This is a genomic window from Catellicoccus marimammalium M35/04/3 (genome assembly GCF_000313915.1).
In the GTDB taxonomy this organism is placed as follows: Bacteria; Bacillota; Bacilli; order Lactobacillales; family Catellicoccaceae; genus Catellicoccus; species Catellicoccus marimammalium.
Map to the genome: position 1 here is coordinate 76,252 of NZ_AMYT01000007.1, position 12,742 is coordinate 88,993.

Here is a 12,742-nt window from a genome sequence, read left to right on the forward strand (position 1 = left end):
TACTAGAAACTAGTACCTCGGATTAAAAATGAAAAAGAGTAATAATGTTTGTTGGTGTACCTATAATATAAGGTGTTTATATTAAAAATACCTTAAAAAATGAACGAAAATAGAAAAAAAGGAAAAATAATATGAAAAAAGAGAACATTTTAACATATTTAGAGAAAAAACTCACTGAAATCTTACCAGAACGTTATGATTGGGCTCTAGATTGGCAAGCAAAAAAACATTGGATTGCAATTTATTTCCGTATTTTTGTAGAAAATAAAATGGGTCAAGAAATTATCGATGAAGAAGGAGTCGTCGCAAGTGAAATTATTGAATTTGAAGACGTCATTTATCTCTGTGCAGGAAAGGAAATTCCTACTGATGCCTTATATGTTTATACTTTTGACCGTAAAAAAGGAATTGCGCAAGGAGTTTTAGATGCACTTGTGAACCAATTACTCATTTCTTTAGAAGATGGGGAAAGCGATTTGTTAGATTTTGTGACTGATGAAACAATGACGGAATTTGAATTACATTGGGATGAAAAAGCTTTCCAAGAACAAATAAAAGAAAATCAAACAGGAGAAATTTTGAGTTATCCAAAATTTTAAAAGGAGAATCGATGATGAAGTGGACAGAATTAAAATATGAAACCTCAAGTGAAGCGGTAGAAGCTGTAGCGAATATTTTTATGGAAGCAGGAGCAAATGGAGTAGCCATTGAAGATGCTTTGGACTTAGAAAATTATGCGGACGATGGAACAGGAAAATATATTGATAAGGAAAATTTTGATTTCATTAAAGAAGGCGCTTATGTGATGAGCTATTTTCCAGAAACAATGTATTTACCAGAGATTTTACCTACCATCCAACATCGTTTAGAAGAGTTACCACAATTTGGTTTATCTTTAGGAGCAAATCGTTTAACTTATCAAGATGTTTCAGAAGAAGACTGGGCTGAAGCTTGGAAAAAATACTATAAACCAACGCCAATTACTCGTTTTTTAACCATTGTACCAGAATGGGTGGATTATGAACCAAAACATGAAGATGAGCGTATCGTTCGTTTAGATCCAGGAATGGCTTTTGGTACAGGAGGACATCCAACCACTCGTTTAACGTTACAAGCTCTAGAAACCATTATTCATGGTGGAGAAAAAATGTATGATGTAGGAACAGGTTCTGGTATTTTAAGTATTGTTAGCAAAATGTATGGTGCAACAGATATTACTGGCTTTGATGTAGATGATGTGGCTGTAGAACGAGCACAGGAAAATGTAGCACTAAATCCAGAAGTAGGTACAATTCCAATGTACCCAAATGATTTATTGACTGGAGTGGAAGAACCAGCCGATATTATTGTAGCTAACATTTTAGCTGATATTATTTTACGTATGATAGAAGATGCCTATCGTTTAGTAAAAGATAACGGATACTTCGTGGTATCTGGTATTATTGAAAGTAAGAAGGAAGAAATTGTTTCTGCCATTGAAGGAGTTGGATTTACGTTAGACCAAACGTTCCAACAAAAAGATTGGTATGCCTTTATCTTCCAAAAAGTAGTGGAATAAGGAGAATAATATGGCAAAAGAAAGAGTAGTCACTGGTGAAGAAGTAATGAATAAAGTTCGCTCATATATGACAAAAGAGGATGCTGCTTTTGTCCAAAAAGCGTTGGACTTTGCGACGAAAGCTCACGCTCCGCAAGTACGAAAATCAGGCGAACCTTATATTATTCATCCGATTCAAGTTGCAAACACGTTAGTAGAAATTCATACGGATCCTTGCACTGTTGCCGCAGGATTTTTGCATGATGTAGTAGAAGATACTCCAGTTACTTTAGAAGAAATTGCTGAAGAATTTAACGATGATGTGGCAGCGATTGTAGATGGGGTTACTAAATTAGGAAAAATTAAATATAAATCCCATGAAGAACAGTTAGCAGAAAATCACCAAAAGATGTTATTAGCAATGGCCCAAGATTTACGCGTAATTTTAGTGAAATTGGCGGACCGTTTACATAATATGCGAACATTAAAATATTTGCGCCCGGATAAACAGCGACGAATTGCGAAAGAAACGTTAGAAATTTATGCTCCTTTAGCAAATCGTTTAGGGATGAGTCGTATTAAATGGGAATTGGAAGATCGTTCTTTACGTTATTTAGATCCACAACAATATTATCGTATTGTGCATTTAATGGCCGAAAAACGAGAAGAGCGGGAAAAATATGTTTCAGAAATGATTCGTGAAGTGAAAAAAGAAGTAGAACAACTTCATATTCATGCCGACATTAATGGTCGACCAAAACATATTTATTCTATTTATCGTAAAATGCATGATCAAAAGAAATCTTTTGAGGAAATTTATGACTTAACAGCAATCCGAATTATCGTAGATAACATTAAAGAATGTTACGCCATTTTAGGGGCTGTTCATACGCGTTGGACACCAATGCCAAAACGCTTTAAAGATTATATTGCTATGCCAAAAGCAAATATGTATCAATCTTTACATACAACAGTCATCGGGCCTGGCGGACGTCCGATTGAAATTCAAATCCGTACTCATGAGATGCATAAAATTGCGGAATTTGGGGTGGCAGCACACTGGGCATATAAACAAGGAAAGAAAGATAAAGTCAAAGGAGACAATACCGATCAACAATTAGATTGGTTCCGTGAAATTATTGAACTACAAAAAGATAGTAATGATGCTTCTGAATTTATGGAAAGTGTAAAGGGCGATATTTTTAAAGATAAAGTTTATGTCTTTACCCCTAAAGGAGAAGTTTGTGAATTGCCTTGTGGTTCTGGACCTTTAGATTTTGCCTATTACATCCATACTGAAATTGGGAATCATGCGATTGGGGCAAAAGTAAATGGCAAAATGGTTCCTTTAAGTTATAAATTGAAAAATGGTGATCTTTTAGAAATTATTACATCTAAACAAGCTAAAGGTCCAAGCAGAGACTGGCTAAACTTAGTAGCTACGAGTCGAGCAAAAAATAAAATTCGTCATTTCTTTAAAGCACAAACTGCAGAAGAAGATATTCAAAATGGACGTTTACAGTTAGAAAAATACTTTGTTCAACAACAAATTCCAAAAGATCAAATTACAAAAGAATTAATTCAAGAAGCAGTAGAGAAGTTCCATTATCTAAATGAACAAGATTTATATCGTGCCATTGCTCAAGGAGAAACCAGTCCTTTACAAATTGCGAATTTATTAAAAGAAGAAGAAACGCATGAAGAGCCAATAGAAGTAAATCCTGCGATTCAAGGATCAAAACTAAAAGTATCTCGTCATAGTGGAGTAACGATTCAAGGATTAGATGGAATGCTTGTGCGCTTGAGTAACTGTTGTAATCCAGTTCCTGGAGATGAAATTATTGGCTATATTACAAAAGGGCGTGGGGTTTCGATTCACCGCAAAGATTGTCCGAATATTGTAAATGCTAAAGAAGAGGATATCTCTCGTTTCGTAGAAGTAGAATGGGAAGAAAAACAACAACATCAACAATATAATGCTAAAATTCATGTGGTCGGATATAATCGTCAAGGGTTATTAAATGATGTACTACAAGTAGTAAGCAGTTCAAAACATAATTTAATTGGAGTCGATGCTCATCCATTAAAAGAGAAAAAAGAATCATTAAATATCACAATTCAAATTCATAATCGTCAAGAATTGCAAAAAATTATGGATAAAATTAAGTGTGTTCCCGATGTGTATCATGTAGAAAGAAGGAATTAAGATGAAAGTTGTTTTACAAAGAGTAAAGCGAGGAAAAGTCGAAGTAGATCAAAAAGAAATTGGGGCGATTCAAGGAGGATATGTTCTTTTTGTTGGTGTCCAACAAGGAGATACAAAAGAAGAAATTGCTGCCTTAGCGAAAAAAATTAGTGAAATTCGTTTATTTGCAGATAAAGAAGGAAAAATGAATCTTTCTCTTTTAGAAAAAGGAGGAAATATTCTTTCTATTTCACAATTTACTTTAATTGCTAATACAAAACGAGGTCGCCGTCCAAGTTTTGGTAAAGCAGAAGCACCGCAAAAAGCGAAGGAAGACTATGAATACTTTAATGAATGTTTACGTCAATATGGCATTCATGTGGAAACAGGACAATTTGGTGCAGATATGGAAGTTTCCTTATGTAATGATGGACCAGTAACCATCGTTTTTGATACGAGAGAGTAACGATGCAGTTAATCGAAGCAAAAATTGAAGCGAAAAATAAAATGCTACTCGTTTGGGACGAGCCCATTGAATTTGCTGGGATTCAATTTGCGGGCTATACGATTGTGAAAATCGAAATTCCAAGAGAAGATAAACGAGAACGCTTAGTAGAAATTAATGGTGAATTTCAAATTGAAGAACCGATTTTGGTGCAATGGCAACAACAAGAATTGTATGCAAGTACAGGAGAAGTCGTGCGTACGGAATGGTTTGAAAAGAAATATTGCTATGAAGGGAAATTAGGAGTAGAGTACACACCACAAGCAACAACCTTCCATTTATGGGCTCCCACTGCTTATCGAGTATATCTTTATTTATATACTCCAGAGCAAGAAGAGTCATTTCAAACGATGGAACTACAAAAAGATTGTCGAGGTGCTTGGCATGGTCAAATTACTGATGATTGCCAAGGATTAAGTTATCAATATTATTTGCAATTTCCAAATGGAATGTGTCATTTAACCAATGATCCTTATGCAATTGCTGAAGATCATTATCAAAGAAGTTCTATTGTTTCCCCATTACATTGGGAAGAAAAAGAGTGGACGATAGAACGAGAACTTTCTGGTATCTTTTTTGATTTAGAACAATGGACGAATGGACCAGAGTGTTGTCTACTACCACATTTAGAAAATAGCTATTTAGGGGTTGTCAGTGATCAAGCTTTGAAAAATGAAACGGCAAGAGTTTATCCTTTCTTACAAGAATTACCACTGAATAGTTTATTTCTCTATCCTTTATATAAAACAGTGCAAGAAGAGTTACGCGATGCAAGAATTTTAAATTCACATTATGGAGCAAATGCTAGTCATTTTTCTACTTTACAAGAACAATTTTGCTATATGGTAGAAAAATTACATGCGATTCATAAAGCTGTTGTTGCTGTTATGCCTTTTGAAGCAGTGAAAGATGCAGGAACACATCCATTACATTTAACGGTTCCAGGATATTATTTCCGCTATGACGAACAAGGATTAATTGTTGATCGTTGGCAAAAAGGAAATGAATTAGCTTGTGAACGCTTTATGGTGCAACGCTATTTAACGGATACTTGTCGTCTTTGGATAGAGCAATATCATGTAGATGGATTTATTTTATCGCATACAGAAACTTATCCTTCAGAATTACTTGCTGAATGGTTAGAGATGAAAAATGTCCAAGGAAATGATCTATTATGGATTTGTGATTGTGAAGGAGATTCGATTGAACCAAGAATGACACAATATTTAGATTTGATTGAATTAAATCATCATTTATCTCATGATTTACAAAATATGATTTTAGGAGTCGACGGAGCAGAATTAAAATTCTTCCAAAGTTTAATGGCAAACAGTCAACGAAAAGATGCACATTCTCTTTTACCAAAACAGGTGTTACAAACGATTCCTCCATTAGTAGAAGAACGTACAGAAAAAGAAAGTGCACAACAATATTTTGCAGTCTTGAGCTTACTTTGTGCTCAAGGGTCGATTCTTTTCCCAGTGATTAGTTCAGAAACAATGACGCTTGATTTTGCACACAAAGTACGCCAAAAATTACGTAATCTATATCAATTTTGGCGTTTACGTGAACAAGATACGTTACTTCATTTACAAAGTTATGTGGATATGGAAGAAGCCAGTCAAATCTTGCAAGCTTCTGAGCAAGTATTAGTTTTTTCTTTACAGGGAGGAACATATACAGAAATCTTTGCTTTTAATGCAAGTCAAGAAAAGAAAAATGCACATATTCCAAGTGGAACTTATTTACAAATGGTCGTTAATAATGATTGTCAAGTAGAACCATCGACCATAGAAATTAAAGATGATTATGCAATGGATCCTTATACGATTCATATTTTACGCAGAATATAGGAGAAGATAATGAAAAGTTTATTTGCTTTTGATATTGATGGAACACTCTATAATAGTGAGAAAAAAATATTAGAACATACAAAAGAAGCTCTACATGCGCTACAAAAAGATGGACATATTGTAATGATTGCAACTGGAAGATCAGAGAGTCAAGCTGCTCCTATTATTAAAGAATTGAACCTAGATAGTTACATTACTTGTAATGGAGCAGAAGCAGTCATTGAAAATGAGCGTATTTATGAAAGCTATGTAGATAAAAAAGAATTACAACAATTAATAGAAAATCATCCACAGTTAGAATGTGCGGTAGTAACAAGAAATCATACCTATCGTTTACAAGAAGAAATGAGCGATAAAGCCGTCACTGCCATGAATAGTTTTGGTGAAGGGATTCCAAGTTACCGTGCATTATCAGAAATCCAAGATCCAATTTGTCAGGTATTGCTTTTTATTGAAGAAGAAGAAGCCAAAGAGTTACAAAAGACATTACCTGAAACTTTACGTATGGTTCGTTGGCATTCTTTTGCGGTTGATTTATTGCCAGTACAAAATTCAAAAGCAACCGCATTAAAAGAAGTTTTGACTTTGAAAAATATTCCCGTTGATCATTCTTATGCTTTTGGCGATGGGAATAATGATTATGAAATGTTACAAACTGTAGGTACTGGGATCGCGATGGGAAATGCAGTAGAGCGAACAAAAGCAATTGCTGATTATGTTACAACCAGTAATGATGAAGATGGAATTTTCCATGCGCTAAAACATTTTGATTTTATTTAAAAAAAAGAAGGAGCATTCTCCTTCTTTTTTTGTCTTGTCAGGTGAATAATTTTTTGCTATAATAGCGAATGTGAGAAATAAAAGCAGAGGCTCCGCTTCTCGCCTGAGTTGAATATATCACTGGGCAGATATTCTTTTCTTATAATAGTAAGTATTAGAATCGGTGCGAGCTCTCAACGTGAGACTCGTTTTTTTCTGCATTTTTCTCTGATAAAACTTGGAGGTGAATGACCATAGCTAAGGATATGATGGTAAACGGCGGAATTCGTGCCCGTGAATTACGACTAATTGACGCCGAAGGAAATCAATTAGGTATTAAAAGTAAAGCAGATGCATTAAAAATGGCAGATGCTGCAGATTTAGATTTAGTGTTAGTAGCGCCTAATGCGAAACCCCCAGTGGCTCGTATTATGGATTATGGAAAGTTCCGTTTTGAACAACAAAAGAAAGAGCGTGAAGCACGTAAGAAACAAAAAGTAATTAGTGTTAAAGAAGTACGTTTAAGTCCAACCATTGACACAAACGACTTTAATACGAAATTGCGTAACGCACGTAAATTCCTAGGTAAAGGTGATAAAGTAAAAGTTTCTATTCGCTTTAAAGGTCGTGCCATTACCCACAAAGAGATTGGTCAAGAAGTACTAACTCGTTTGGCAGATGAAGTAAGTGATATCGCCAATGTAGAACAACGTGCAAAAATGGATGGACGTAGTATGTTCTTAGTACTAGCACCTAAGACAGACAAATAGAGAATAAAAAGATTTTGAGGAGGAAATAAACATGCCAAAACAAAAAACACACCGTGGATCAGCAAAACGTTTCAAACGTACAGGTAAAGGTGGATTAAAACGTCATCATGCGTATACAAGCCACTTATTCCATGGCAAAACTAAAAAACAACGTCGTAAATTACGTAAAGCAGCTATGGTATCTGCAGGCGATATGAAACGTATCAAACAACAATTATCTCAATGGAAATAATCGGTCTAAATAATAAAGAAAGTAATTAGGAGGAAGCAAAATGGCTCGTGTTAAAGGTGGTACAGTGACTCGTCACCGTCGTAAAAAAATGTTAAAATTAGCAAAAGGTTATTATGGTTCAAAACATACTTTGTTCAAAACAGCTAAAGAACAAGTAATGAACTCATATAACTATGCATATCGTGATCGTCGTCAGAAAAAACGTGATTTCCGTAAATTATGGATTGCACGTATTAATGCGGCAGCACGTATGAATGGTATGAGCTACAGCCAATTAATGCATGGCTTAAAAGTAGCTGGTATCGAAATTAACCGTAAAATGTTAGCTGAATTAGCTGTAAATGATATGGCTGCATTCACTGCATTAACAGAACAAGCAAAACAAGCTTTAGCAAAATAATGACATTTAGGACTGAGTGATCAGTCCTTTTTTTGTATCAGAGGAGGAATCAGAATGAAAGACTTAACGTTTAATGAATTTGCCAAACATATTTCTGTCCCAAGAACTACCGTTTATACAAAGCTAAATCAAATTAAAAATCAAGAACCAGAAAAGTATGAATCCTATGTGGATACAACAAAAGAACCATTAAAAATTAGAGCAGCTTATGTCGTAGCATTAGAACAATTATTTAAAAATCCTAGTGCACCAAAGGAAACACCAAAGCAAAATCAACGCTCAATGCAAGAAGAGTTAAAATATTTAGAACAAGCCTTAGAAGAAAGTGAAGAACGTTATCAAAATCTTTTTACTGAATATACTCAATTAGTACGTCATATGCAAACGGTTAATCAGCAGTTAATGACGTTAATGATGGATCAAATGAGTCAAAAAAAATCGCATCCAAGAAAAACAAATAATGAAGAACGAGTAGGTCAAATGCATTTGTTCCAAGATTAACAAATGATTGGCAAGAGAAAAAGAAAAGAGTAAAATAGAATTATAAACTTATAATGAAAGGAGTATTCCAATGAAGATGAAAAAATCTTGGTTAACGTTGATTGCGCTATTAGGAATTTCTGGTATTGGTTATGCCCAACAAGCAGATGCTAGTTCAACGGATGATTCTTTGCAATCAACTTATGAAGAAATGACCAAATCAAAAGAGTTGGATCTACCTGATTTATTTGTGAATGATTCTAACTCTTCTAATAATGAATCAACAGACAAAGATTCGCATACACCGAATGTATCTGATGGATCAACTTCTGGAAATAAACCAGATACTTCAAAACCAAATATAGGATCAGGAAGTAATAAGCCACATTTTCCATCGTTAAAACCACAAGTCGTTCAAGGACAAATTCAATTTGAAGGAGGCGCTCCAGCTGTTTCTGAAATTCAGTTGACATTACGTGGTGGAAAAGGATTTTTTGCCTTTGCGACTGCAAAAGCAAGTAATAGTTGGTCTTTCCAATTTGAGAAAAGTCCATTGATTCCGATGAAGGATGTAAAGGTATCTGTGATGAAGCCATTTTCTGTGGCAAATGATTATGTAGCTTCCGCTACCGTTACTAATCCAAAACAAGTGACCGTCACATTAAAGAAAAAAGCAATTATTCAAGGAACAGTTACGGTAGACAATCAAGGAGTTAGTCCTTTAATGGTACCAAACCATCCTTTAGTTTCTGTTACTGTTGTTGATAAAAAGACAGGGAAAAAAGTAGTTCCTCAAATTAAAAATTTGAAAAATGGAATTGCTTATCAATTAAAAGCAGCTCCTGGAGCTACAGCAGAGGATTACACAATCACTCCGTCTATGGGACGAGCAAAACAATATGAATTAGTCCAAAATGGAACAAACTTTGTTTATCGTTTAAAAGTTACTTCACTAAAAGGAACAATTACTTTTAATGATAGTAGTGACCTACATCGTCCTAAAAGTTTAATCTTACCGATTGAATGTCCAGATTCTAGCCTTCCTGTGACAAAAGCAAAAGTTGTAAGTAAAAATGGGAAAGTATGGACATACCAATCACCAAACCTACCTGCAGTAGACGAAAATGGAAAGGCATTATCTTACTATGTCATTTTTCCAAATTTACCATTCTACCAAAAACCAAAAGTGACAGGAAATGACGCTGTTTATAACTGTCGTCAAGGATTAGTTCCTATTCAGAGTGTGGTTCAAGGAGATATTGATCATCACTTACCTACTTATGTAAAAATTAAAGATGAAACAACGGGACAATATGTTTTCCGTTTCAATGGTTATTTACCAGTAGGTCATACATACTCTATTATTCCGCAAAAATTATCTGGCTATAAAACACCAAAAGCAGTCCGTGTTCGTTTAGGAGAAGATGGATTATTAGAACAACAAGTGGATGGAGTTTGGACCGTTATTCCTGGAGTAACTTTTGCTTATGAAGCGAAAAAAGAACCTTCTTTTGAATTAAAAGATCCATTGTTATTTGAAAAAATCAAAGAACAATTGAAGAAAAAAATCGAAGAAGCCATTAAAAATGGAGTTATTAAAGACTTAGCTTCTTTGAAGAAATTTTTACAAGAACAATTTGAACATTTAAAAGATCAATACCCAGGATTTACTCTTCCTGATTTTAAAGATATTTTAAATAAGATTCATTTAACAAAACCAAGTCTACCTCACCTTCCAGGACTTCCTTCTAATTTAGGAGACCTTTTTGGTAACTCAGGATTAGGAGAAGGAGGATTATCTGATACTTCTAATGGATTAAGTTTTCCAAAAGGAGGTTTAGATCTTGATGGTTTATCTGCAAGTGATGGGACTCCTTTATCTTTCCCAACAACTACAAGTGAAGATTTAGGAATTTCTACTCCAAGTACAAAATCAAATATCTCAGCCAAAGATAAAGATACTTTGACTTTGCCACAAACAGGAATGAATCAACAAAAAAATCTAGTCTTAATTGGTGCAGCAATCATTGCACTTGTTGCTGTTATCGTTTATTACTTCTTAGTAGTAAAACGTCGCAACCATTAGACAAAAAAGAAAGTCAATAGAGGAGAAAAGAGATTATGTCAGGACATTCAAAATGGAATAATATTAAAGGAAGAAAAAGTGCACAAGATGCAAAACGTGGAAAAATCTTCCAAAAATTATCTCGTGAAATTTATGTAGCAGCGAAAGCTGGAGGTCCAGATCCAACAGCTAACTCTTCTTTACGTTTAGTGATGGATAAAGCAAGAGCAGAAAACATGCCTAAAGATAATATCCAACGTGCCATTAAAAAAGCAACAGAATCTGGTGCTGGCGATCATTATATGGAATTAACTTTTGAAGGTTATGGACCAAAAGGAGTAGCGATTTTAGTTCATACATTAACCGATAATAAAAACCGTACGCAAACAAATGTTCGTGTTGCATTTACTCGTAATGGTGGTTCTGTAGGTGAAAGTGGTTCTGTAGCATATCAATTTGATCGTAAAGGATATATTGCAATCGAACGTGAAGGGTTAGCATTGGATGAAGATGAAATGTTAGAAAAAGTATTGGATGCAGGAGCGGAAGATTTGGTTACTTCTGATGAAGTATTTGAAATTTACACTGCACCAGAAGATTTTACTTCTGTCCGTGATGCATTAGAAAAAGAATTTACTTTAGCACGTGCGGAATTAACAATGATTCCACAAACTACAGTTCCTCTAGAAGGAGCAGACTTAGAACAATTAGAGCGTCTTGTTGATAAATTAGAAGATGACGAAGATGTTTCTGAAGTTTTCACAAACTGTGAGAATTTATAATCAAAAAGAGGTTGAGTATTCAACCTCTTTTCTTCTATATATAAGGAAATGAGTAAAGCTATGGATCGTTATATTATTCATGTTGATATGGATGCTTTTTTTGCATCCATCGAAATGAGAGATCATCCACAATGGAAGAATAAACCGCTTGTTGTTTCCCCTGATCCAAGAAAAAACTTTGGGCATGGAGTAGTCACAACTGCAAACTATGAAGCAAGAAAATATGGAATTCACAGCGCTATGTCTGCAAAAGAAGCTTTGCGTCGTTGTCCTCAACTCATTTTTTGTCCAGTGCGAAAAAATTATTACCGTGAAATTTCAAAACAAATTCAAGAAATTTTCCATTCTTTTACGCCATATATTGAACCAATTGCATTAGATGAAGCTTATTTAGATGTTAGTCATCGTTGCCAAACTATTACAGAAGCTATTCAAGTCGCACGGATGATTCAATATAAAATTTGGGAAGAGTTACAGTTAACTTGTTCGGCAGGCGTTTCCTATAACAAAACTCTAGCAAAGTTAGCTTCTGATTATCAAAAGCCATGTGGTTTAACCTATATTACAAAAGAGCAAGCCCCACAATTTTTAGCCCAATTACCCATTGAAAAATTTAAAGGAATTGGGAAAAAGACATTACCTAAAATGAAGGCACTAGGAATTCATTATGGAAGGGATGTTTTACGCTATTCAGAACAGGAATGGATTCAAAATTTTGGTAAATTTGGTTATGATTTATATCAAAGAGTACAAGGAATTGATGAACGTCCTGTCGAATATAAACGAAAAAAACAGTCTATTGGTACTGAAAGAACTTTTCATCCTCCATTATTAGACGAAGGAATGTTACAACAAACTCTTCGGCAATTAACAGAGCGTATAGCGATAGAATTAAAAGAAAAAGAATATTATGGAAATGTGCTAACACTGAAATGGCGTTATCCAAATAAAAATGCTCAAACAAGACAAATTCAATTTCCTCATCGAACACAAGAGGCACAAGAAATGGAAAGGGTTGCTTTACAATTAGCAGAAGAGTATCTCCATTTAGAGGAAGGAATTCAACTTTTAGGAATCAGTATTGGAAAATTACAAGTTCAATCAGAAGAACAATTACAATTGGATTTGTTTGGTCGAAGATAGGCGAATTGTGAATAAAATGCTATACTATAAA

The 12,742-nt window shown here is 34.6% G+C and carries 13 protein-coding genes; all 13 read left to right on the top strand.

All coding sequences use genetic code 11. The annotated features are described in order from the left end of the window. Nucleotides 1–131: 131 nt before the first annotated feature. The 13 genes from C683_RS00905 (at nucleotide 132) to dinB (ending at nucleotide 12,711) form a co-directional block, all read left to right on the top strand. The gene (locus tag C683_RS00905; protein ID WP_009488390.1) at nucleotides 132–599 is read left to right on the top strand and encodes a DUF3013 family protein; all 468 of its coding nucleotides are present in this window, start codon (nucleotides 132–134) and stop codon (nucleotides 597–599) included. A gap of 14 nt (nucleotides 600–613) precedes the next feature. Then, nucleotides 614–1,558, top strand: a complete 945-nt coding sequence (prmA, locus tag C683_RS00910) for a 50S ribosomal protein L11 methyltransferase (RefSeq protein WP_040388534.1) — start codon at nucleotides 614–616, stop codon at nucleotides 1,556–1,558. Between the two features lie 10 nt (nucleotides 1,559–1,568). After that, a complete protein-coding gene (locus tag C683_RS00915; protein WP_009488394.1) occupies nucleotides 1,569–3,743 on the top strand; it encodes a RelA/SpoT family protein in 2,175 nt (724 codons plus the stop codon). A 1-nt stretch (nucleotide 3,744) separates the two neighbouring features. Continuing rightward, a complete protein-coding gene (gene dtd / locus C683_RS00920; RefSeq protein WP_009488396.1) occupies nucleotides 3,745–4,188 on the top strand; it encodes a D-aminoacyl-tRNA deacylase in 444 nt (147 codons plus the stop codon). Between the two features lie 2 nt (nucleotides 4,189–4,190). Then, nucleotides 4,191–6,080, top strand: coding sequence for a pullulanase (locus tag C683_RS00925; protein WP_009488398.1), 1,890 nt, complete (start codon nucleotides 4,191–4,193; stop codon nucleotides 6,078–6,080). A 9-nt stretch (nucleotides 6,081–6,089) separates the two neighbouring features. Beyond that, the gene (locus tag C683_RS00930) at nucleotides 6,090–6,860 is read left to right on the top strand and encodes a Cof-type HAD-IIB family hydrolase (RefSeq protein ID WP_009488400.1); all 771 of its coding nucleotides are present in this window, start codon (nucleotides 6,090–6,092) and stop codon (nucleotides 6,858–6,860) included. A 227-nt stretch (nucleotides 6,861–7,087) separates the two neighbouring features. Next, entirely contained in the window at nucleotides 7,088–7,609 is a 522-nt protein-coding gene (gene infC / locus C683_RS00935; RefSeq protein ID WP_009488402.1) for a translation initiation factor IF-3, read from the top strand. Between the two features lie 31 nt (nucleotides 7,610–7,640). Next, entirely contained in the window at nucleotides 7,641–7,841 is a 201-nt protein-coding gene (gene rpmI, locus C683_RS00940) for a 50S ribosomal protein L35 (RefSeq protein ID WP_009488404.1), read from the top strand. Between the two features lie 40 nt (nucleotides 7,842–7,881). Continuing rightward, nucleotides 7,882–8,241: a 50S ribosomal protein L20 gene (rplT, locus tag C683_RS00945; protein WP_009488406.1), complete on the top strand. Its 360-nt coding sequence runs from the start codon at nucleotides 7,882–7,884 to the stop codon at nucleotides 8,239–8,241. 54 nt (nucleotides 8,242–8,295) lie between these two features. Beyond that, complete coding sequence (locus C683_RS00950) at nucleotides 8,296–8,742, top strand: hypothetical protein (RefSeq protein WP_009488408.1); 447 nt, start codon at nucleotides 8,296–8,298, stop codon at nucleotides 8,740–8,742. Between the two features lie 70 nt (nucleotides 8,743–8,812). Further along, nucleotides 8,813–10,807, top strand: a complete 1,995-nt coding sequence (locus C683_RS00955; protein ID WP_009488410.1) for an LPXTG cell wall anchor domain-containing protein — start codon at nucleotides 8,813–8,815, stop codon at nucleotides 10,805–10,807. Nucleotides 10,808–10,842: 35 nt separating this feature from the next. Then, nucleotides 10,843–11,568 carry a YebC/PmpR family DNA-binding transcriptional regulator gene (locus tag C683_RS00960; protein ID WP_009488412.1) on the top strand — a complete coding sequence of 242 codons (726 nt, stop codon included), beginning with the start codon at nucleotides 10,843–10,845 and terminating at the stop codon, nucleotides 11,566–11,568. A gap of 60 nt (nucleotides 11,569–11,628) precedes the next feature. After that, complete coding sequence (gene dinB / locus C683_RS00965; protein ID WP_009488414.1) at nucleotides 11,629–12,711, top strand: DNA polymerase IV; 1,083 nt, start codon at nucleotides 11,629–11,631, stop codon at nucleotides 12,709–12,711. Nucleotides 12,712–12,742: the final 31 nt, after the last annotated feature.

What these genes read in the sequence shown, in the direction of transcription:
- infC (WP_009488402.1), top strand. Translation starts at nt 7,088, where the DNA reads ATGACCATAGCTAAGGATATGATGGTAAACGGCGGAATTCGTGCCCGT.
- C683_RS00955 (WP_009488410.1), top strand. Translation starts at nt 8,813, where the DNA reads ATGAAGATGAAAAAATCTTGGTTAACGTTGATTGCGCTATTAGGAATT.
- rpmI (WP_009488404.1), top strand. Translation starts at nt 7,641, where the DNA reads ATGCCAAAACAAAAAACACACCGTGGATCAGCAAAACGTTTCAAACGT.
- C683_RS00905 (WP_009488390.1), top strand. Translation starts at nt 132, where the DNA reads ATGAAAAAAGAGAACATTTTAACATATTTAGAGAAAAAACTCACTGAA.
- dinB (WP_009488414.1), top strand. Translation starts at nt 11,629, where the DNA reads ATGGATCGTTATATTATTCATGTTGATATGGATGCTTTTTTTGCATCC.
- dtd (WP_009488396.1), top strand. Translation starts at nt 3,745, where the DNA reads ATGAAAGTTGTTTTACAAAGAGTAAAGCGAGGAAAAGTCGAAGTAGAT.
- prmA (WP_040388534.1), top strand. Translation starts at nt 614, where the DNA reads ATGAAGTGGACAGAATTAAAATATGAAACCTCAAGTGAAGCGGTAGAA.
- C683_RS00960 (WP_009488412.1), top strand. Translation starts at nt 10,843, where the DNA reads ATGTCAGGACATTCAAAATGGAATAATATTAAAGGAAGAAAAAGTGCA.
- C683_RS00930 (WP_009488400.1), top strand. Translation starts at nt 6,090, where the DNA reads ATGAAAAGTTTATTTGCTTTTGATATTGATGGAACACTCTATAATAGT.
- C683_RS00950 (WP_009488408.1), top strand. Translation starts at nt 8,296, where the DNA reads ATGAAAGACTTAACGTTTAATGAATTTGCCAAACATATTTCTGTCCCA.
- rplT (WP_009488406.1), top strand. Translation starts at nt 7,882, where the DNA reads ATGGCTCGTGTTAAAGGTGGTACAGTGACTCGTCACCGTCGTAAAAAA.
- C683_RS00915 (WP_009488394.1), top strand. Translation starts at nt 1,569, where the DNA reads ATGGCAAAAGAAAGAGTAGTCACTGGTGAAGAAGTAATGAATAAAGTT.
- C683_RS00925 (WP_009488398.1), top strand. Translation starts at nt 4,191, where the DNA reads ATGCAGTTAATCGAAGCAAAAATTGAAGCGAAAAATAAAATGCTACTC.